The sequence below is a fragment of the Bacteroides hominis genome, from assembly GCF_033042785.2.
Classification (GTDB): domain Bacteria; phylum Bacteroidota; class Bacteroidia; order Bacteroidales; family Bacteroidaceae; genus Bacteroides; species Bacteroides hominis.
Genome location: NZ_CP178829.1, coordinates 770,919 through 793,044, shown reverse-complemented (window position 1 = coordinate 793,044; position 22,126 = coordinate 770,919). Strand labels below are relative to the sequence as shown.

General features: G+C 50.8%; 12 protein-coding genes and 2 tRNA genes. 9 read left to right on the top strand and 5 right to left on the bottom strand.

The genetic code is table 11. The annotated features are described in order from the left end of the window. Positions 1-46: 46 nt before the first annotated feature. A tRNA-Asn gene (locus R3O62_RS03780) sits at positions 47-120 on the bottom strand. 27 nt (positions 121-147) lie between these two features. Then, positions 148-221 (bottom strand) — tRNA-Asn (locus R3O62_RS03775). Between the two features lie 82 nt (positions 222-303). Between R3O62_RS03775 and R3O62_RS03770 the strand changes: the two genes are divergently transcribed. From R3O62_RS03770 to R3O62_RS03730, 9 genes are all read left to right on the top strand, one after another. Then, complete coding sequence (locus R3O62_RS03770) at positions 304-1,293, top strand: adenosine kinase (protein WP_005781950.1); 990 nt, start codon at positions 304-306, stop codon at positions 1,291-1,293. A 44-nt stretch (positions 1,294-1,337) separates the two neighbouring features. Then, the gene (locus R3O62_RS03765) at positions 1,338-3,023 is read left to right on the top strand and encodes a S41 family peptidase (RefSeq protein WP_220576140.1); all 1,686 of its coding nucleotides are present in this window, start codon (positions 1,338-1,340) and stop codon (positions 3,021-3,023) included. A 193-nt stretch (positions 3,024-3,216) separates the two neighbouring features. Next, positions 3,217-6,054, top strand: coding sequence for a hypothetical protein (locus R3O62_RS03760; RefSeq protein ID WP_032539161.1), 2,838 nt, complete (start codon positions 3,217-3,219; stop codon positions 6,052-6,054). 177 nt (positions 6,055-6,231) lie between these two features. Then, on the top strand, positions 6,232-8,523 hold the full coding sequence (gene bglX / locus R3O62_RS03755) for a beta-glucosidase BglX (RefSeq protein ID WP_317472881.1): 2,292 nt from the start codon (positions 6,232-6,234) through the stop codon (positions 8,521-8,523). A gap of 1,115 nt (positions 8,524-9,638) precedes the next feature. After that, positions 9,639-12,635 carry a SusC/RagA family TonB-linked outer membrane protein gene (locus R3O62_RS03750; RefSeq protein WP_317471296.1) on the top strand — a complete coding sequence of 999 codons (2,997 nt, stop codon included), beginning with the start codon at positions 9,639-9,641 and terminating at the stop codon, positions 12,633-12,635. Positions 12,636-12,772: 137 nt separating this feature from the next. Further along, a complete protein-coding gene (locus tag R3O62_RS03745) occupies positions 12,773-14,281 on the top strand; it encodes a RagB/SusD family nutrient uptake outer membrane protein (protein ID WP_317471297.1) in 1,509 nt (502 codons plus the stop codon). Between the two features lie 564 nt (positions 14,282-14,845). Next, positions 14,846-16,141, top strand: coding sequence for a glucoamylase family protein (locus R3O62_RS03740; protein ID WP_122142256.1), 1,296 nt, complete (start codon positions 14,846-14,848; stop codon positions 16,139-16,141). A gap of 135 nt (positions 16,142-16,276) precedes the next feature. Then, positions 16,277-17,998 carry a family 43 glycosylhydrolase gene (locus R3O62_RS03735; protein WP_269110304.1) on the top strand — a complete coding sequence of 574 codons (1,722 nt, stop codon included), beginning with the start codon at positions 16,277-16,279 and terminating at the stop codon, positions 17,996-17,998. Between the two features lie 12 nt (positions 17,999-18,010). After that, complete coding sequence (locus R3O62_RS03730; protein ID WP_234191162.1) at positions 18,011-18,784, top strand: dienelactone hydrolase family protein; 774 nt, start codon at positions 18,011-18,013, stop codon at positions 18,782-18,784. Positions 18,785-18,980: 196 nt separating this feature from the next. Here R3O62_RS03730 and R3O62_RS03725 read toward each other — a convergent pair whose 3' ends face one another. The 3 genes from R3O62_RS03725 to gcvH form a co-directional block, all read right to left on the bottom strand. After that, complete coding sequence (locus R3O62_RS03725; RefSeq protein ID WP_317472900.1) at positions 18,981-20,831, bottom strand: 4-hydroxy-3-methylbut-2-en-1-yl diphosphate synthase; 1,851 nt, start codon at positions 20,829-20,831, stop codon at positions 18,981-18,983. A 217-nt stretch (positions 20,832-21,048) separates the two neighbouring features. Next, positions 21,049-21,555, bottom strand: coding sequence for a 5-(carboxyamino)imidazole ribonucleotide mutase (purE, locus tag R3O62_RS03720; protein WP_005781966.1), 507 nt, complete (start codon positions 21,553-21,555; stop codon positions 21,049-21,051). 177 nt (positions 21,556-21,732) lie between these two features. Next, complete coding sequence (gcvH, locus tag R3O62_RS03715) at positions 21,733-22,113, bottom strand: glycine cleavage system protein GcvH (RefSeq protein ID WP_005781967.1); 381 nt, start codon at positions 22,111-22,113, stop codon at positions 21,733-21,735. Between the last annotated feature and the right edge of the window lie 13 nt (positions 22,114-22,126).

Genomic DNA, 22,126 nt, shown 5'->3' with positions numbered 1-22,126 from the left:
AATGTAAAAACAAAAAAGGTCCGCCGTAATGACGAACCTTTGTTTGCTCTTCCTCTTGGACTTGAACCAAGGACCCTCTGATTAACAGTCAGATGCTCTAACCGACTGAGCTAAGGAAGAATTTAGCAACTGAGAATTTGAACTTTGCTCTTCCTCTTGGACTTGAACCAAGGACCCTCTGATTAACAGTCAGATGCTCTAACCGACTGAGCTAAGGAAGAATGATTTGTTTTTCTCAATTGCGATGCAAAAGTAATAGGATATTTTGAAATATGCAATATCTTTGCAAAAAAAATTAGTGAAATGGATAAAATAATTGGATTGGGCAACGCCCTGGTAGACGTACTTGCAACCCTGAAAGATGATACACTCCTTGATGAAATGGGATTACCCAAGGGAAGCATGCAACTTATTGATGATGCTAAGTTACAGCAGATTAACGAACAATTCAGTCAGATGAAAACCCACTTGGCGACTGGTGGAGCAGCGGCAAATTCCATACTTGGACTCGCCTGTCTGGGTGCCGGAACCGGTTTCATCGGAAAAGTCGGAAATGACGCTTACGGAAACTTTTTTCGGGAGAATCTGCAAAAAAATGGTATCGAAGATAAATTATTAACGTCTGATCTGCCGTCGGGAGTCGCTTCTACTTTTATTTCTCCGGACGGAGAACGTACTTTTGGTACTTATCTCGGTGCTGCTTCTACGCTGAGAGCCGAAGATCTGACACTGGATATGTTCAAAGGTTATGCTTATCTGCTTATAGAGGGATATCTGGTACAGGATCACGATATGATTCTTCATGCCATTGAGTTGGCAAAGGAAGCCGGTTTGCAGGTTTGCCTCGATATGGCAAGTTATAATATTGTGGCAGGCGATCTTGAGTTCTTCTCTTTATTAATAAATAAGTATGTAGATATTGTTTTCGCCAATGAAGAAGAGGCAAAGGCGTTTACGGGTAAAGAAGACCCGAAGGAAGCCCTTGAACTGATCAGTAAGAAATGCAGTATCGCCATTGTAAAGGTAGGTGGAAATGGTTCTTACATCCGTAAGGGTACGGAGGAGATCAAAGTAGAGGCCATTCCTGTAGAGAGAGTGATCGATACGACGGGAGCAGGTGATTATTTCGCTGCCGGATTTCTGTACGGGCTGACTTGCGGCTATTCTTTAGAGAAATGTGCAAAGATTGGTTCAATTCTCTCCGGAAATGTTATACAGATAGTTGGAACCACGATTCCTTGCGAGCGTTGGGATGAAATAAAGTTAAATATTAACGAAGTTCTGTCAGAGTAAGCAGGCAATGAGTTACTTTTACGTCTCATTTTAACGAAAAGTGTATGAAAAAGTTTCTGAATAGACGAAATGGTGTCCTGTTGGCAGCCGCATTGGTTGGCGTAGCATTCTTTAGTTTCAAGAGCGGTGACGACCGCAATTTCCAGATTGCTAAGAATCTGGATACCTTTAATTCTATCGTCAAAGAACTCGATATGTTTTACGTAGATACGCTCGATCCGAATAAGACGGTTCGTGAGGGGATCGACTATATGCTCTCGTCACTCGATCCGTATACGGAATATTATCCGGAGGACGACCAGGCTGAACTGCAACAGATGTTGAATGCTTCGTTCGGAGGTATCGGATCTTTGATCACGTACAACCAGAAACTGAAACGTTCGATGATAGCCGAGCCTTTTGAAGGAACCCCTGCTGCTAAAATCGGACTGAAGGCAGGCGATATCCTGATGGAGATAGACGGAAAAGATCTGGCGGGAAAAAACAACCAAGAGGTGAGCCAGATGCTCCGGGGTGCAGTAGGTACGAGCTTTAAGCTGAAGGTAGAGCGTCCGGACGAAAAGGGTGGCACCCGGCCGTTGGAGTTTAATATTGTACGTCAAACCATCCAGACTCCGATGATTCCTTACGATACCATCTTTAATAAAAATGTAGGTTATATCAATCTGAGCACCTTCTCCGGTACTCCTTCCAAAGATTTTAAGAAGACATTCCTGAGACTGAAGAAAGAGGGCATCACCTCGTTGGTGATTGACCTGCGCGGAAACGGTGGCGGACGTCTGGAAGAAGCGGTAGAGATTGCTAATTTCTTTTTGCCCCGCGGCAAAGTGATCGTGACTACCAAGGGAAAGACCAAACAGGCCAGCAATACGTATAAGACATTGCGTGAACCGCTGGATCTCGATATTCCTATTACCGTATTGGTAAACGGAGGCACTGCTTCCGCGTCCGAAATCCTTTCGGGAGCTTTCCAGGATTTCGACCGCGCCGTGATTGTGGGAAGCCGTACGTTTGGAAAGGGATTGGTGCAGACCACCCGTCCGTTGCCTTACGGAGGTGTGATGAAACTCACGACTTCTAAGTATTATATCCCCAGCGGACGTTGCGTACAGGCCATCGACTATAAACACCGCAATGAGGACGGCAGTGTAGGTATCATCCCCGACAGCCTGACTACCGTATTCCATACGGCAGCCGGACGTGAAGTTCGCGATGGTGGAGGTGTGATGCCGGATATCGAAGTGAAACAGGAAAAGTTGCCTAATATCCTCTTCTATCTGGTGCGCGATAACCTGATCTTCGATTATGCAACGCAGTACTGCCTGAAGCATCCGTCCATCCCTTCTCCGCAGGAGTTCAAGGTGACCGATGCCGACTATAACGACTTCAAGGCAATGGTGAAGAAAGCCGACTTCAAGTATGACCAGCAGAGTGAGAAGATCATGAAGACGCTGAAAGAGGCTGCCAAGTTCGAAGGGTATCTGGATGAAGCATCGGAGGAGATCAAGGCACTGGAGAAGAAACTGACTCATAATCTGGACCGCGATCTCGATTACTTCTCAAAAGACATCAAGTCGATGATTGCCGATGAGATCATCAAGCGTTACTACTATACACGTGGAGGGATCATCCAGCAATTGAAGGATGACGATGGGCTGCAAGCCGCTCTCAAGATATTGGCCGATCCGGTCAAATACAAAGAAACTTTGAGTGCTCCGGTAAAGAAATAATAAATGGGGCTGTGTCAAAAGTCTTTTCACCACAGATTACACTGACTTTCACGGATTATCAACATCGATAATCAATGACTTAAAATTCACTTTGTGTTACTCTGTGTCCTCTGTGGTGAAAACAAACTATCAACGTCCGATAAGATAGCTCTGCTTTTTCCGCACAAAGAATTTTTCTAAAGACGACTGACTGATGAAGAATCTGTTATTGTTCCTTGTTTTTGTTTGTACTCTTTCTCTTCCTTGCTGGGGCAACCCTGTCCCTTTTTCACCTATTGTCCGCAATTATTCTGTCCTCGACTATAATGCCGGTAACGAAAACTGGGCCGTTGCGCAGGACGGGCGGGGCGTCATGTACTTTGGCAACAACAGCGGACTGCTTCGGTATGACGGAAGCCGGTGGAAGCTGTTTCCTTTGCCGGCGTCGGGCATTGTGCGTGCCGTTTACGTGGCTTCCGACGGGCGTATCTACGTCGGATCGTTCGAGGAGTTCGGTTATTTTGAAGAGAACGACCTGAACTTACTGGAATATCATTCCCTGAAAGATCAGGTGAAAGGGTTCAATTTTCACAATGACGAGATATGGACTATCGTGGAGCAGGGAGGGAACATCGTCTTTCAGTCATTCGGTTCATACTTCATATACGATGGCACGACGACGAAAGGAGTCCGCTGCCATGAACTGCCCCTGAATCTGTTCCGGGTAGGGGATACGGTTTATTCCCAACTGATCAATGCAGGTGTTTGTGTCTTTACGGGTGATAGGTTTACTCCGTTGATCTCCCGACAGGAGTTGGGCAACAGCGACGTACTGGCAGGTTTGCCCTATCCCGGTGGAATGTTGTTGCTGACCCGTAACAGCGGTGGATATCTTTATACCTCCTCCGGCATTCGTCCCTGGCATACAGATTGTGATGAGGAGTTGAAACGCCATACCGTCAATCGGGCAGTGATGACGAAAGACTCTTGCTACGTGATAGGAACCATCTCCAACGGGCTGTATGCCTTCAGTAAAGAAGGACGCCTGCTCTGGAAAGAGAACGCTGACAACCAGTTGGAGAATAACACTGTCCTGGGGCTGTATTGCGATATAGACAATAATATCTGGACAGCCCTCGACAACGGCATTGCCTACGTGCGCAACAATTCTCTGATTTATCATTTCGAGCCGGTGCGTCGCAAGGTCGGAATGGTGTATGACGTGCTGGTACGCGAAAAGGATGCCTATATCGCTTCCAACCAAGGGTTGTACCGGCTTGAAGATAACCTCCTGGAACTGGTTCCGGGACTCGAAGAGCAGGCATGGACCATCGGCGAATGGGGCGATCAGGTGCTTTGCGGACACAATAAAGGTACTTTCCAGATTAAAGGCATGCAGGCCCGGCTTCTTTCCGACGTACGGGGAGCTATGTGTATGCGGCAGGCGCAGATCGGTGGGGAAGAGCTCCTGATACAAGGTACCTACACTTATCTGAATATTTATAAGAAGAATGCTGCCGGTGAGTGGTACTTCTCCAATTCGGTGCGCAACTTCAGCCATATGGCAAAGAACATCGAAGTGGATCCTCACGGCAACATCTGGGTGCAGCACATGCGCAAGGGGCTTTACCGGGTGCGTCTCGATGAAGCGTTGAAGCAGGTGACGGACCTGAAGCAGTACGACTCTCTGTCGGGGAATCCGGGCGGGCATTGTTACCTTTTCAAGGTAAACGGACGTGTCGCCTTCTCGGACGGGCGGAACTTCTACACTTATGACGACATGGCGGATTCCATTATTCCCTACAAAGCGATGAACGAACAGTTGGCCGCACTCCGGGATATCCACACCGTCACCGCCATGAAAGGCGATCTGTACTGGTTTCTCAGCGACCGCGAGGCCTGTCTGGTGAGATGTACCGTGAACGACTTTAAGGTGGAGCGGAGAATACCCTTCTCCATGTTTGGCAACCTTCCCATCGAGGGGCTGGCCCGGATGGTATACGACAAGCGGAATGATTGCTCTTACCTCTGCCTCAATAACTCCTTTGCCCGTATCGCTGCCGACAGCACCGGGCTGTACAAGTCCCGTGAGCAACCGTCTTTATGGATCTCCGGCTTTTCGGCATTCAACGAGCAGACGGGCGAGCGGCTGCAACTTCCGGTTTCGGGAGATGATGAGATAGCCCCCGCTTTCAACAATGTAGGCATCTCTCTTGCCTATCCCGTTTACAATGATTTTGCGTTTCATGTGCGTTACCGCCTCGAGGGGTTGTCCGGCAAGTGGATCGAGGGACTTCCCGATTTGCAGAAAGACTTTACCCGGCTGCCATTCGGTTCTTATCGCTTCCGTGCCGAGGTGTACGATGACGGCGGGGTGGTTGCTGCTGTCGAACTGCCTTTCCGTATCCTGCGTCCCTGGTATCTTTCGTACGTAGCCATTGCCGTTTACGCTCTCTCCGGGCTGGCATTTCTGTTGGGGCTCCTTTATGGGGTCTACGTCTATACCAAGAAGAAGAAAGATGCCGTCATCGACCGTCAGCGCGCGCACCATAAAGCAGAGATAGAGCAGCAGGAAAAGAAGATCATGGCACTGGAGAAGGAGCAACTCGAGGCCGACCTCCGCTTCAAGAGCAAAGAGCTTTCGGGCGTGGTGATGACCAACATCGCGCATCAGGAGTTCCTGAGCTCGCTGAAAGAGGAGTTGCAGCAGCAGAAACTCTCCGGGCAATATACCCGCAAGAACCTGGATAAGCTGCTTTCGATGATCAATCAGAATATTGTCTCCGACGAAGAGAGCTGGAATATGTTCCAGTCCAACTTCGACCGGATACACGAGAATTTCTTCCGGAACCTGAAAGAAAAGTTCCCTGACCTGACTTCCGGCGATTTGCGCCTGTGCGCGCTGCTCCGGCTCAACCTGCCAACGAAGGAGATTGCGAAGCTGATGAACATTTCCGTAAGGGGTGTCGACGCTGCCCGCTATCGTCTGCGCAAGAAGTTGGGGCTTCCTCCGGAGAGCAGCCTGACGGATTTTATGATCTCCTTCAAGTAGTTGGAAATTAAATGATTGATATGAAAAGAAGTACTAATGCAGTACTTCTTTTTTTGTTTTTTCGGGTTTGTAGTATTCTTGCCGTATGGATAAATGGAAGGCATTTGCCGGAGATTCGCTTTATTTGTACCTGCAAAGTCGGAACATTCATAAATAGATACTAAAACTGTAAAGACCATGAAACATTTTGTACGAAGAATGCAGGCGTTCGCCGCTTCTTTGGTCATAGTGGCCGCCGGGGTACAGGCGCAAAAGGCTCCCCGGGATATGGACCGCTTTATCGACCAGTTAATGAAAAAGATGACGCTGGAGGAGAAGATCGGCCAGCTCAACCTGCCCGTGACCGGAGAGATCACTACCGGACAGGCAAAAAGCAGTGATGTGGCCAAACGCATCCGTAACGGAGAAGTAGGGGGACTGTTCAACCTGAAAGGGGTAGAACGCATCCGTGAGGTCCAGCGGCAGGCGGTGGAGGAGAGCCGTCTCGGTATTCCCCTGTTGTTCGGTATGGACGTGATACACGGATACGAAACCATTTTCCCTATTCCTCTCGGCTTGTCATGCACCTGGGATATGAAAGCCATCGAGGAGTCCGCCCGTATAGCTGCCATCGAGGCCAGTGCCGATGGTATCTCGTGGACATTCAGTCCGATGGTGGACGTCAGCCGTGACCCGCGCTGGGGACGTGTGTCCGAGGGGAACGGCGAAGACCCGTTCCTCGGTGCTGCCATCGCCCGTGCCATGATACGCGGGTATCAGGGAAAGGACATGAGCCGTAATGACGAGATAATGGCTTGTGTGAAGCACTTTGCCCTTTATGGCGCATCTGAGGCGGGACGTGATTATAATACGGTAGACATGAGCCGCCAGCGTATGTTTAATGAATACATGCTGCCCTACCAAGCCGCGGTCGAGGCAGGTGTCGGAAGCGTGATGGCCTCGTTCAACGAAGTGGACGGTGTGCCCGCCACCGGCAACAAATGGCTGATGACCGATGTGCTGCGCAAGCAGTGGGGTTTCGGCGGATTCGTGGTGACGGACTATACCGGTATCAACGAGATGATCGATCACGGTATGGGTGACCAGCAGACAGTTGCCGCCCTTGCTCTGAATGCCGGGGTCGATATGGATATGGTGAGCGACGCCTTCAGCGGTACACTGAAGAAATCGGTGGAAGAAGGCAAAGTATCGGCAGCTGCCATCGACGCCGCCTGCCGCCGCATTCTGGAAGCAAAGTATAAGTTGGGACTGTTTGACGATCCTTATAAGTATTGTGACGTAAGCCGTCCCAAGAAACAGATTTTCACCAAGGAACATCGTGCTGTTGCCCGTAAGACGGCTTCGGAGAGCTTTGTACTGCTGAAAAACGAAGGTGTGTTGCCACTCAGCAAGAAGGGTACCATTGCCGTAGTCGGTCCGCTTGCCGATACCCGTTCCAACATGCCGGGCACCTGGAGCGTGGCTGCCGTACTGGATAATGCTCCTTCACTGGTCGAAGGGCTCAAAGAAGTAGTCGGTAACCGTGTGGAGGTGGTAACCGCCAAAGGAAGTAATCTGATAGGCGATGCCGAATATGAAAAGCGCGCCACGATGTTCGGACGCGAACTGCACAGAGATAACCGTACAGATCGCGAGCTCCTGGACGAGGCACTGAAAGTGGCTGCCAAAGCCGATGTCATTGTCGCCGCGCTGGGCGAATCATCCGAGATGAGTGGAGAGAGCAGCTCCCGCACCAATCTGGAAATGCCGGATGTGCAGAGAGCGCTGTTGCAGGAATTGCTCAAAACAGGAAAACCCGTTGTGCTCGTACTCTTCACCGGCCGCCCGCTGGTGCTTACTTGGGAGGAGGAACATGTGCCTGCCATCCTGAACGTGTGGTTCGGAGGGAGTGAAGCCGCTTATGCCATCGGTGATGTCCTTTTCGGTGATGTCAATCCCAGTGGAAAGTTGACCGCTACTTTCCCGCAAAATGTGGGGCAAATCCCATTGTTCTACAATCATAAGAATACCGGCCGCCCGTTGCAGGAAGGACGTTGGTTCGAGAAGTTCCGCAGCAATTACCTCGATGTGAGCAACGAGCCGCTCTACCCGTTCGGTTACGGATTGTCCTACACAACGTTTGATTACAGCGATATCCACCTGAGCAGCACAGAGATGAGTGCCGGCGGAGAACTAACGGCAACCGTTACCGTCACCAATACCGGCAGTCGCGACGGTGCAGAGGTGGTTCAGCTCTACATCCGTGACCTGGTGGGCAGTGTCACCCGTCCGGTGAAGGAGCTGAAAGGTTTCGAGAAGATTTTCCTTAAAGCCGGAGAGTCCCACAAAGTCAGTTTCAGCATCACACCGGAATTGTTGAAGTTCTATAATTATGATTTGCAATTTGTTTGCGAACCGGGCGACTTCGATGTAATGATCGGCGGAAACAGCCGGGATGTGAAAAAGGCAAGATTCTTGCTGAGGAAATGAAACTGTGAATAAGAGTTTACCGCAGAGGGCACGGAGTCTCATAGAAAAGCTTTTTCTTTCAAATATCCTATAAACCAAAGATAAAAATTCGGTGAGGCTCTGTGCAACTCTGTGGTGAATCAAGCGACTATTCAACTCTTTCCTTCTATAGATATTCCCAGTACGTTAATTGGCTATCAATTACTGATTCGCATGAATAATATAGAAAATAAGATTGCATTTTCAATTTATTGTTTTATCTTTGTAGAATTATAAGATAAACCTAACTTTAATCTCCGTCACAATAAAATCCAGACTTAAAAAAGACTTAAAATTAATTCATTCATATTTACATTATTATTTAGGAAACCGCTACTTGTAGCGGTTTCTTTTTTGTACAAAATAGGAAAATTGCAAAAATGTCATTTAGATGCCTATATATCGTCACTTAAGCGGTGACGAAACATCGCTTAAGCGATGAAAAATCATCGCCTAGGCGATGATTTTTAAGGGGTAAAACGACTCCAAATGACTATTGGTAATTAGTTGTAACATTATATAAGGAGAAAATTTTCTCTTAAATTGATACAAAATGAAGAGCTACTTTCCTCTCTTTCGCTACCCGTCTCTTTCATCCGGAAAGAATCCGTTCCTAAACCAGACAAGTCTATTATTTTTATCTTAGAATATAGTAAGCGGAAAGATTCTCTCTTCTATTAAAGTCTATAGCGTAAATACTTCATAGCGGATATAGAAATAAATATGATTCACCACAGAGGACACAGAGATTAATCAGCTGCGCTCTATTTGTTTTCAGATATAAGAACAGATAAAGAACAGATCAGAATAATATGCCCTCTGGTTCTTCTGTCTAAATTAAAACTCTGCGTCCTCTGTGTACTCTGTGGTGAATTCTAAGCTGAATAGCCTCGACCCCTCCCAACCGTTTCATTTCCTTTCCTGAAACCTCTTTTTATTTTATTGAATATTAATTAATTATATCACTTTGTAGTATGGATGCAGTACTCCGGAAATCCCGTTTTTTTCTTCATGGTACTCTTGTAGTACCCCTTTTTTTGACTTACATCAATTTACCTTCTAAGTTTGCAGCAGAATTTTAAATCAGTACCAAAACGATGAAAAAAAATCTGTTTACCCTATGTATGATGTTGCTGCTTTCTACGCTTTCTTTTGCGCAAGGCAGCCTGACCATCTCGGGTGTTGTCACCGAGAAGAAAACAGGAGAGCCTATCATTGGCGCCAGTATCCTACTGAAAGGGCAATCGTCCGGAACTATCACGGACTTTGACGGCAACTATTCTATTTCAGGTGTCCCGTCGGGCGCCACTCTTGTTTTCAGTTACATCGGCATGAAAGCACAGGAGGTCAAGGTAACCACCTCTTCAAAGCTGAATATCTCTCTTGAAGAGGACAATCAGCTGTTGGACGAAGTAGTTGTAGTCGGTTACGGCGTGCAACGCAAATCCGATCTGACCGGTTCGGTAGGCACGGTGAAGAGCAAAGACCTTACGAAAGTAGCCACTCCCAATGTGGCGAATGCCCTTCAGGGACGTGTCTCCGGTGTCTATATCTCAGCCAACGGTGCTCCCGGAAGCTCGCCCGAAGTGCGTATCCGCGGTATCGGTACAACGAATAACAGCAACCCCCTTTATGTGGTGGACGGAATGTTTATGGACGACATCTCTTTCCTGAGCACACACGACATCGAGTCGATGGAGGTGCTGAAAGACGCTTCGGCAACCGCCATGTACGGTTCGCGCGGTGCCAACGGTGTAATCATCGTTACCACCAAGCAGGGGACGGAAGGAAAAGCGGTGGTGAACTTTACGGCCAGCGAAGGATTCCAGTTCAACAACAGCAGCTTCGAGATGGCCAATGCCACCGAATATGCCACGCTGCTGAACGAAGCACTGGTCAACACGGGTGGAAAACCCAAGTTTGACGACCCTGCTTCACTGGGCAAAGGAACCAACTGGTTCGACGAAATCTTCCGTGTGGCTTCCGTACGCGACTATCAGCTCAGCGTCAGTGGCGGGTCGGAAAAGGTGCGCTACAACCTCAGCGCGGGATATTACCAGCAGGACGGCATCATCACCGGAAACACTTACAACCGCTTCACCCTGCGTGCCAACAATAGCTACAAGATCAGCAAACGACTGACCATCGGGCACAACCTGTCGGCCTCTTTCAGCCATAAGAAAAACGAAAACAGCGCGGTGGTGAAAGCCGCCTACACTATCAGTCCCGTGAAGCGTCCCTACAATGAGGACGGAAGTTTCATGGATTCCGAAAGCGCTTCTTCCGCCAATCCCGTCGCTACACTCCATTATACGAACAATGACGACTGGAAAGAACGCATCGTGGGCAGCGCCTTCCTGAACTGGAATATCCTGAACGGGCTCGACTTTAAAACCAGCCTCGGCATCGACTACATCAACGGACGCCGCCGCAATTTCGTGCCGAAATACTACGTTTCGGAAACACAGAAGAACGAAACCAACAGCCTCTCCAAAACCTGGGACCGCGACTTCACCTGGCTGTGGGAGAACCTGTTAACTTATGACTGGAAGATCAATGACAAGAACCGGCTCAACCTCTTGGGAGGTATCACGGCGCAGAAGCGTGTTTATGAATTGCTGGAAGGCACCGGACGCGACTTCTTCTCCGATAACGAAAACTACTGGTATCTCGACCAGGCTTCGGCCAGCTCCAAGTCGGTAGCCAACAACGGATACCACGAAACAATGATGTCTTACCTCTTCCGGGCCAACTATGCGCTGATGGACCGCTATCTGCTGACGGCTTCGGTCCGTGCCGACGGTTCGTCTAAGTTCGGTCCCAACAACCGTTGGGGCTACTTCCCCTCAGTGGCTGCCGGATGGAGGATCTCGGAAGAAGCATTCCTGAAAGACCGCGTGCAATGGCTGAGCAACCTGAAGCTCAGAGGAAGCTGGGGACAGATCGGTAATGATAAAATAGGTAACGACAAATACCGTGCGCTTGCCAATATCTCTCCGTCTTACGATGCCGTGTTTGGCGGCGTGTTCTATCCCGGCGGAACCATCACGTCACTCTCCAACCGGAGCATCCATTGGGAACGTTCGGAGCAGATGGACCTCGGTTTCGACCTCGGACTGCTGAACAACCGCTTTTCACTGGAACTGGACTACTATCACCGCGATACGAAAGACATGCTGGTGACAGTAGACGTACCGGCTTCCGTAGGCCTCACCCCGGTAGAAACAAACGTAGGGGCGGTGCGCAACAGCGGTGTGGACTTTACCGTGAAATGGGAAGATTCGCTGAAGGACTTCCAGTACGGCATACGCCTGACCGGAACGACGATCAAAAACGAAGTCATCAGCCTGGGAGGCAAACGCATCGCCAGCGGTGACATCGGCGCCGGGAAATCCGTACAGATGACCGAAGAAGGAAAGCCGATTAAATATTTCTATGGTTACAACGTGATCGGCATCTTCCAGAACGAAGCGCAGATCAAGGAGTACAACGAGCGTGCCGCCGCTGCCACCGGAAATTCCGGACAACAGTATCAGAACAACGTAGGTCCCGGCGACCTGATATACGAAGACGTGGACGGTGACGGATACATCACCGCCAACGACCGTAAGGATCTGGGCAGCCCCACTCCCAAGTTCATCGGCGGTCTGGGCATCAGTGCTTCCTGGAAAGGATTCGACCTCTCTATTGACTTCCAAGGCAACTTCGGAAACAAGATATTCAATGCCAAGCAGGTAGAACGCTTCTCCGGTTCGGACAACTGGGACCGCTCCTTCCTCGACCGCTGGACACCCGAAAACCCGAATACCATGACACCGCGAATGACCTTGGAAGGCAACAACTATCAGGTGTCGAGCCGCTACGTAGAGAGCGGTTCGTACGTGAAGCTGCAAACAGTCGAGTTGGGATATACCTTCCCGAAGTCATGGATGCAGAAGGTATCCGTGCAGAACCTGAGAGTATACTTCTCCGGCAACAACCTGGCCTACTTCACCGGCTATAACGGCTTCACACCCGAAGTACTGGGCGGAATCGACCGCCAGATCTATCCCGTGACAGCTACCTGCCGCTTCGGGCTGAACGTTACTTTCTAATATTAAATGATATAGACATGAATACGATTCACCACAGATTACACCGATTAACACGGATACTTTAATCTTATTACCAATGAAATAATTATTAATCGGTGAAAATCTGTGTAATCTGTGGTGAACCCAAAACCATTACAATGAAAAAGATATATTCAATATTACTGGCTTCGGCACTGACCTTTTCTTCCTGTGCCGATTTCCTCGATGTGGATTCGCAGGGGAAACTGACCGAGGACGTCTTCTTCGGCGAAGAAGAAGGCGCGTTGATGAGTATTAACGCCATTTATACCCAACTCCGGGCGTGGGACATCATCGGGTTCTCATGGTTTGCCATCACCGAGCTGCCCGGCGACAACTCCGATACGGGCAGTGAGCTGGCCGACGGCAGTGTGGCACGGCTGAACCTGTTCAACGATTTTACTTACGATGCCTCTACCGCCGAGATCAACGGCTGGTGGGAAGGCAATTATAAAGCTATCGCTTCGTGCAATGTGGCTCTGGACAATCTGGGCACGGTGAAGAACGAAGAACTCCGGGTGAAGTGCGTTGCTCAGGCCCGTTTTTTCCGGGGATTCTTCTACTTCAATCTCGTACGTGCTTTCGGCGGGGTGCCTTTGGTGACGAAGGTGTTGCAGCCCGGCGAATACAACCAGCCCCGGGCAACCGAAGATGCCGTCTATCAACAGATCATCGAAGACCTTACCTATGCAGCCGAGCATCTGCCTACCCGTCAGGAGTGGGGTGTGAAAGAGTCGGGACGTGCCACCAAGGGAACGGCCGAAGGACTGCTGGCCAAAGTATATCTCTTCCGCGGGGACTATGCCAACGTGAAGAAATACACCGGTCAGGTGATTGCCCGCGGCGAGTACAGCCTGCACCCGGATTATCGCGACCTGTTCAATCCTAACTCTTACTATTCGGACGAAGTGATGCTCGCCGACCAGTACCTCTGGGGCGAATCGACCGAACGCAACCTCGAGTCGGAGTATGTGAAGTGGCAGGGCATTCGCGGCGTGATGGGCTGGGGGATGTTCTCTCCTTCCGAAGCTCTCGACCAAGCCTATGAAGCGGGAGATCCACGACGCACGGCAACCATTTTCTACGATGGAGAGACATTGGAGGGAAAGGGCGAGATTCATTTCAAGAAAGAAGTGCCGCCCCGTGCCAACAAAAAGACCATCTGGCCTACCGGTTACTGGAACGAGAATTCGTTTGCCAAACAGAATTGCCACCTGATCTTTCTGCGTTATGCCGATGTGCTGCTGATGTATGCCGAAGCCTGCAACGAATTGGGTGAAACCCGGGAAGCCCTCGATAAACTGGAGATGGTGCGCGCACGTGCCCGCAGAACAGTACATCCGGCGGATATGACAGTGGGGCTGCCCGAGATTACGGAAACCGGTAAAGAGAAGCTCCGCGAGATCATCTGGAACGAGCGCCGCATCGAGCTGGCTTTGGAGGGACACCGTTTCTTCGACCTGATCCGTGCGGACAAGGTGGTGCCGGGCTATGCGGAGAAGATGATGAAGGCACACGGGAAGACAAACTTCTCGATAGCAAAGCATGCTACGTTCTTCATTCCGCAGAAACAGGTGGATATTTCGCAAGGGGTTCTCAAAATCTCATCCCCCGGCCCCTTCTCTTAACCTTTAAGAGAAGGGGAGGAGGCTGCGCGATGGAAATACGGCGTTCCGCCGTCGAAAGGGGACTGCGTCCCCCTTGCCCCTGTGGGGATTCCGAAGTGCGGTAGAGATGGCGGCCTCCGCCGCCCCGAAGGACAGCGGGGAGCAGGCAGAGCTGGGTGAGAGAGGAAAGGTAGGTTTTCTTTTCTTTTCTTTTCTTTCGGTCTTGTACTTACTTCTAAGTTTGTGCTTGTGTTTAGCTTTGCGTCCACTCTTGGGTTCGCGTCCATCTCAACTTTATGTTCACCCCGACTTTATGTTCACATTCAATTAAAAAGTATATATATAACCAGTTCATTTAAATAGAATCATTCCAATACTATCAATTCCATGATTACACCCGGCGTCCTCCCCACCGTCCTTCGGGGCGGCGGAGGCCGCCATCCCCTCTGCACTGTGGAATCCCCACAAGGGCAAGGGGGACACAGTCCCCTTTCGACGGCGGAACGCCGTATCTCCACCGCGCAGCCACCTCCCCTTCTCTTAAAGGTTAAGAGAAGGGGTCGGGGGATAAGATTTTGAAACATTATGAAACATACCCTATTATTTCTTCTTCTGATCTGTGCCTCCTCGTTGCAGATCACCGTTGCAGGCAATCGTCCCAAACTGACCGACGACGAGTTGATGACCCTTGTCCAGAAACAGACCTTCCGTTATTTCTGGGATTTTGCCCATCCCGAATCCGGCTTGGCGCGTGAGCGCAGCAACGACCGTCTGGAAGTTGCGACGATCGGCGGTTCCGGCTTTGGCGTGATGGCAATTATAGTCGGAGTGGAGCGCGGCTTCATCACCCGTGAGCAAGGAGCGGAACGTCTGCTCAAGATGGTGGAGTTCCTCAACAAAGCCGACAGCTATCACGGCATCTGGGCACATTGGATGGACGGTGCAACCGGAAAGACAATCCCCTTCAGCCGTAAGGATGATGGTGCCGACCTGGTAGAATCCGCCTTCATGTTCGAAGGACTGCTGGCAGCCCATCAGTACTTCGACCGGGATACCCCCACTGAAAACCGGGTGCGGGGACTCATCAACTCCCTCTGGCATCAGGCCGAGTGGGACTGGTTCACCCGTGGAGGTGAAGATGTGCTCTACTGGCACTGGTCACCCAATAACGGCTGGGCAATGAATCATCAGCTGAAAGGGCAGAACGAGTGCCACATAGCCTATGTGCTGGCTGCCTCTTCACCTACTTATCCCATCCGCGAATCGGTCTATCATAAAGGATGGGCCAACTCGATCACCTTTAAGAACGGCAAGGAGTTCTACGGCATCCGTCTGCCGCTGGGCACCGACTTTGGCGGACCGCTCTTCTTCACCCATTACTCTTACCTCGGACTCGACCCGCGCGGGCTTAAAGACCGCTATGCCGACTACGGTGAGCAGATGAAGGCGCATACCCTGATCAACCGTGCCTATTGCATCGACAACCCGAAGAAGTACAAAGGATACAGCCGCAAATGCTGGGGACTGACGGCAAGTGACAACCATCTGGGCTACTCGGCGCATTGCCCGCAGAACGATCTGGGAGTGATCACTCCGACCGCGGCCATCTCTTCTATTCCTTATACCCCGGAACATTCTCTGGAAGCTATGCGTTACTTTTACGAAGAGCTGGGCGACCGCCTTTGGGGAGAATACGGCTTCAAGGATGCCTTCAACCTGACCGAGAACTGGTTTGCACCTTCTTATCTGGCCATCGACCAGGGCCCTATTGTGGTGATGATTGAGAATTACCGCACGGGGCTGATCTGGAAACTGTTCATGAGCCATCCCGATGTGCAGAGAGGGCTGAAGAGACTGGGGTTCAGTTCAGAATCAAAATAAATAAGATAAAGGTTCACCACAGAGTAACACAGAGTCTCACAGAGTTTTGATTTTTTATTAATGGGATTTCTAAAAAGAAAAAACTTCTCTGTGAGACTCTGTGTTACTCTGTGGTGAAAACATACCGTTACAACCATGAAACAGCTATTTCTCCTTTTACTCTTCTTCCTGTCCCCGGCTCTTGCTCCCGCACAGGATATGCGGCAGGATACCTACTGCAATCCGCTGAACATAGATTATACATATATGATCTATAACTCCGACAAGGACATCTCTTACCGTTCCGGTGCCGATCCGGCGGTGGTCAGGTTCCGTGGCGAATACTATATGTTCGTCACCCGCTCCAATGGCTACTGGCATTCTAAGGATCTGCTGAACTGGGACTTTATCACTCCCAAAAACTGGTATCCGCAGGGAAGCAACGCCCCCGCCGCCCATAACTACAAAGACTCTGTGCTCTACGTCACCGGCGATCCGTCCGGTTCGATGAGTATCCTTTACTCCGACGACCCGAAGCGGGGAGAATGGAAAGCCACCCCCGCCATCTTGCATAACCTGCAGGACCCGGACCTGTTTATCGACGATGACGGCCGGGCCTATATGTTCTGGGGATCGTCCAATGTCTATCCCATCCGGGGAGTGGAGTTGGACAAGAATCACCGCTTTCTTCCCAAAGGAGAGGTGAAAGAGCTTTTCAACCTCGACATGCCCCGCCACGGTTGGGAACGTTTCGGCGAGAACCACAGCGACACGGTTCTGGGAGGTTATATCGAAGGTCCGTGGCTGACCAAGCACAACGGGAGATATTATATGCAGTACGGTGCTCCCGGCACTGAGTTCAATGTCTATGCCGACGGCGTTTATGTAGCCGATCATCCGATGGGGCCTTACACCTATCAGAAACACAACCCCGTGTCGTATAAACCGGGCGGATACATGAACGGTGCCGGACACGGAAGCACGGTCCAGGGCCCCGGCGGAGCGTACTGGCATTTTGCTTCGATGGCCCTTTCCATCAATGTCAACTGGGAACGCCGCCTCTGCATGTTTCCTGCCGGATTCGATAAAGACGGCATCATGTACGTAGATACCCGTTTCGGAGATTATCCACGTTATGCCCCCGCTGTGCCCGGCAAGAGGGGACGGTTCCGGGGATGGATGCTCCTGTCTTACCGCAAACCGGTGACAGCGTCTGCCGTGAAAGGCGGATTCGGACCTGCTGCGCTGACGGACGAGCTGACCAAGACCTTCTGGCTTGCTGAGGCGAACGATGAACGTCAGTGGGTGATGATCGATCTGGAGAACCCTGCCCGCGTTTGTGCCGTGCAGGTGAACTATCACGACTATCAGAGCGATATGTACGGCCGGATTCCCGGCTTGCGCCATCGCTACGTTATCGAGGGTTCTACCGACGGAGAGACCTGGAATACGCTGGTTGACCGCAAAAGCAGTTATAAGGACACACCGAATGACTATGTGGAGCTTGAGACTCCGGCCACGGTGCGTTACGTCCGGTATAGGAACATCGACGTACCCACTCCGAATCTGGCTATCTCCGAGTTGCGCGTATTCGGCCTCGGCTCCGGCAAAGCTCCCCGCCGTCCCGGCAAACTGACCCTTGACCGGCATGCCGACCGGCGGGACATCACCATCCGTTGGGAACCGGTGAAAGGTGCGCAGGGGTACAATGTGCTCTGGGGCATCGCTCCCGATAAGTTGTACAGTTCGTGGATGGTATACGACGGCACCGAGTTGCTCATGAAATCTCTGACCACCGACCAGGATTATTATTTCGCCGTGGAGGCCTTTAATGAAAATGGTGTATCTTTACCCTCCGAACCCCAATATGTAGAATAATCCCGAATAGCCATGAAACAGTTTGTTCTTTTCTTCCTCAGTCTCTTCCTGCTGACCGTGGGTGCCCGTTCGCAAGAGGCGTATCAGAAAAAAGTATTCATCTCCTCCCGGGGAGATTCGCTGAACTACCGTTTGCTTCGTCCGGAGTCGGAAAAGCCGGGGCAGCAATATCCTTTGGTGCTCTTTCTGCACGGTGCCGGCGAGCGGGGGAGCGACAACGAGAAACAATTGACACACGGTGGACAGATGTTTCTCAACCCCGTGAACCGTGAGAAGTATCCGGCATTTGTCCTCGTGCCTCAATGTCCGGAGAAGGATTACTGGGCATACGCCTCCCGCCCTTCTTCGTTCGTTCCTTCGGAGATGCCGGTGGGACAGGAGATCACTCCCATCTTGCGTGCGGTAAAAGAATTGCTGGACACTTACCTCGATTTGCCTTCGGTGGATCGTGACTGCGTTTACGTAGTGGGTCTTTCTATGGGAGGCATGGCGACGTACGACCTTGCCATCCGCTTTCCGGATACATTCGCCGCCGCCGTCCCCATTTGCGGCACGGTGAATCCCGGACGCCTGGCCGATGCCGTGAGTGTCCGTTTCCGCATTTTCCATGGGGATGCCGATAACGTAGTGCCGGTAGAAGGCTCTCGCGAGGCTTATAAAGCGTTGAAGAAACTTGGAGCAGAGGTGGAATACGTCGAGTTTCCCGGTTGCAATCACGGCAGCTGGAATCCGGCTTTCAACTATCCCGGATTCATGGAGTGGCTCTTTGCCAGCCGAAAGAAGTAAGGTACCAGGAGCTCACCACAGATTACACAGATTCTCACAGATTAATAATCTATCTTGTTAATTAGCAAGACTGAATATTCTGTGAGAATCTGTGTAATCTGTGGTGAACTCCCGGCACCCTTTCTTAATCCGTGGTGCTTTCTTTCTGTTTCTTACTTATTCGTCGGCGGGACTAACTGTCTTCTTTGGGAGAAGATCAGGATTGAGCCTTCTCTTCGTAGTCACCGTTTGCCTTAATCAATTCGATCAGTTTTTCTACGGCTTCTTCTTCGGGAATATTCTTCTCGATGCACTCCTTCCGTTTGTAAAGGCTTACCTTGCCACGGCCGGCACCCACGTAGCCATAGTCGGCATCCGCCATCTCACCGGGTCCGTTGACGATACATCCCATGATGCCTATTTTCAGTCCCTTCAGGTGTGAGGTGGCTGCTTTGACACGGGCAATCGTACTTTGCAGGTTGAACAGTGTCCGTCCGCATCCCGGGCAAGAGATATACTCCGTCTTGCTGGTGCGGATGCGTCCCGCTTGCAGGATGCCGAAGGCGGTAGCGTCGATCACCGCATGGCTCAGTTCCCCTTGGTTAAAGAGATAAATGCCGTCACACAGACCGTCGAATATCAGTGCTCCCATGTCCGCACCGGCCTTGATTTGCAGATCTTCGGCTGCATTTTCGGAGTAGTGCTGGAAGAAGATGACTGGGTTCTGCAACCCTTCCACCGTCAGTTGATGGGCCAGCGCACGATGTTCGCCTACGCGGTTCGGGTGGTTGCTTTGCGAGATCACCACTACTTCGGGATGTCGTTTCAGGCAGGCCACTATCTCGTCCGTAAGTGCCATGTAAGGAATGAAGAAGAACTTCAGTCCGGCGGCGCACGTTTCCATCAGCTCCAGTTGGGCATAATTGAAAGCGGGCCACGTGTCCGGTTCTTCTTTCCACACGTCGGCGTCGAGGATGTATTGCATACCTTTTTCCGGCTGTTCGGGCAGTTCACGTCCGGCGTAGATATAATCCGGCGTGAATTGCGGGTTGGTCTCCGTCCGTCCGTCCATGCGGTCGGCAAGCACTACCGGCAGATGGTCGCCGCCAATGTTCCGCACCGGTTGCGTTTTGCGCCTCGTCGGAGAGAGGTAGTTGAAGTCCGGTGCTTCCATGCCGGGGATGTATGGGTGATCCTGTCTCCCGACAATGTAGTCGACCAGTTTGCGTGCCACGGGAATTTCGGCTTCCGGCTCCTCACTCAGTGAGACGCGGATGGTGTCGCCCATTCCGTCGGACAATAAAGCACCGATGCCCAAGGCCGATTTGATGCGTCCGTCTTCTCCGTCGCCAGCTTCCGTCACACCCAGGTGAAGCGGGAATGCCATGCCTTCCTGTTCCATCACGGCCACCAGCAGACGTACGGTTTTCACCATTACCACTGTGTTGGAGGCCTTGATCGAGATTACGACATCCGTGAACTTCTCGTCCACGCAGATGCGCAGGAATTCCATGCACGACTCTACCATACCTTCGGGCGTGTCGCCATAGCGGGACATGATGCGGTCGGACAGTGAACCGTGGTTCACGCCGATGCGTATGGCCGTATGATTTTCTTTGCAGATATTGAGGAAGGGAACGAAGCGGTCGCGTATCTTCTGCAGTTCGGCGGCATACTCCTCGTCGGTGTATTCCAGTTGCTTGAACGTGCGTCCCGGGTCTACGTAGTTGCCCGGATTGATGCGTACTTTCTCCGCATATCGGGCTGCCACGTCGGCTACCTTCGGGCTGAAGTGTACATCGGCCACAAGCGGAACCATGTATCCGTCACTGCGCAGTCCGATGTTGATGTTCATCAGGTTTTCGGCTTCTTTCACCCCTTGTGTGGTGAGGCGGACGTACTCTCCGCCGGCATCTACGATGCGCTTTGCCTGAGCCACACAAGCTTCGGTGTCCTGCGTGGCGGTATTGGTCATCGACTGGATTCGGATAGGGTTGGAGCCTCCCAACGGAGCAGCCCCGATGTTTACTTCCGAAGTTTCCCGCCGGGAGTAGTTGAATAAATCCATTTTGTTGTATGTAATTGGAGTCGCTTTACGACCGGACGATTTACTGCTTACGAGAGGAGTGTCGAAACTCACCACAGAGGACACAGAGTAACACTGAGTGAATTTAAACCATTGATTATCCATATTGATAATTTGTGAAAATCTGTGTAATCTGTGGTGAAAAGAGTTCCGCCTTCTCCCGTAACCGTAACCGGTAAATCGTCCGTCATAAATCTTCTCAGTTTGTTTTAAACTCGTATTTGATCTCTTTCAGTTCTTCATTAGCTTTTACGATCTTCTTTTTCAGCCCCTCCTTATAGGCAATGAATTTCGTTTCGAGTTCTTTGTTTTCCAATGAAAGCATTTGTACGGCAAGGATGGCAGCGTTCAATGCTCCGTTGATGCCTACGGTTGCCACAGGGATTCCCGGAGGCATCTGTACGATGGCCAGAAGCGCATCCATTCCGTCGAGAGACGACTTGATAGGTACACCGATTACCGGCAGCGAGGTGGAGGCGGCAATCACGCCCGGCAGGTGGGCGGCCATGCCGGCAGCGGCGATTATTACTTTAATGCCGCGTGAGCGGGCATTCTTGGCAAACTCTTCCACAGCTTCGGGAGTGCGGTGAGCCGAAAGCGCGTTCATTTCGAACGGCACGTGAAGGTCATTGAGCAACTGAGCGGCCTTCTCCATAACTGGAAGGTCGGAAGTGCTACCCATGATGATGCTTACAATTGGGGTCATATTGTTTTAATTATACGCTAAATGTTTTCTTTCTTTAGACTTGCATGGCTTAGAAGTTCACCACAGATTACACAGATTGGCACAGATTCTGATTTATCTCGTTAATATTTAAGATTAAAAGTTCTGTGTTAATCTGTGTAATCTGTGGTGAACCCGATTCGTCTCTGCTTTAAATCTTTATTCGTTCACCAATGCCTTGTAACTTTCTGCATTCAGCAGGTTGTCAAGGTCGGCAGCATTGGCAGGTTTCATTTTGATGAGCCAGCCTTCGCCGTATGGGTCTTTATTCACCAGCTCGGGGTTTTCTTCCAGTGCGGGGTTTTGTTCCAGTACTTCGCCTGCAACGGGCAGGAAGAGGTCGGAGATGGTCTTTACTACTTCGATGGTACCGAACACTTCGTTGGCTTCCAGGGTTTCGCCTTCGGTAGGAATGTCGACAAATACGATGTCGCCCAGTTGTTCCTGTGCATAGTCGGTGATACCTACATAAGCTGTGTCGCCCTCAAGGCGGATCCATTCATGTTCGTTGGTGTACTTTACATTCTGTGGGAAGTTCATAATGATTAGTTTT

Excerpts from the sequence above, each read along its gene's own strand:
- R3O62_RS03770 (WP_005781950.1), top strand. The coding sequence starts at position 304 with ATGGATAAAATAATTGGATTGGGCAACGCCCTGGTAGACGTACTTGCA.
- R3O62_RS03765 (WP_220576140.1), top strand. The coding sequence starts at position 1,338 with ATGAAAAAGTTTCTGAATAGACGAAATGGTGTCCTGTTGGCAGCCGCA.
- R3O62_RS03760 (WP_032539161.1), top strand. The coding sequence starts at position 3,217 with ATGAAGAATCTGTTATTGTTCCTTGTTTTTGTTTGTACTCTTTCTCTT.
- bglX (WP_317472881.1), top strand. The coding sequence starts at position 6,232 with ATGAAACATTTTGTACGAAGAATGCAGGCGTTCGCCGCTTCTTTGGTC.
- R3O62_RS03750 (WP_317471296.1), top strand. The coding sequence starts at position 9,639 with ATGAAAAAAAATCTGTTTACCCTATGTATGATGTTGCTGCTTTCTACG.
- R3O62_RS03745 (WP_317471297.1), top strand. The coding sequence starts at position 12,773 with ATGAAAAAGATATATTCAATATTACTGGCTTCGGCACTGACCTTTTCT.
- R3O62_RS03740 (WP_122142256.1), top strand. The coding sequence starts at position 14,846 with ATGAAACATACCCTATTATTTCTTCTTCTGATCTGTGCCTCCTCGTTG.
- R3O62_RS03735 (WP_269110304.1), top strand. The coding sequence starts at position 16,277 with ATGAAACAGCTATTTCTCCTTTTACTCTTCTTCCTGTCCCCGGCTCTT.
- R3O62_RS03730 (WP_234191162.1), top strand. The coding sequence starts at position 18,011 with ATGAAACAGTTTGTTCTTTTCTTCCTCAGTCTCTTCCTGCTGACCGTG.
- R3O62_RS03725 (WP_317472900.1), bottom strand. The coding sequence starts at position 20,831 with ATGGATTTATTCAACTACTCCCGGCGGGAAACTTCGGAAGTAAACATC.
- purE (WP_005781966.1), bottom strand. The coding sequence starts at position 21,555 with ATGACCCCAATTGTAAGCATCATCATGGGTAGCACTTCCGACCTTCCA.
- gcvH (WP_005781967.1), bottom strand. The coding sequence starts at position 22,113 with ATGAACTTCCCACAGAATGTAAAGTACACCAACGAACATGAATGGATC.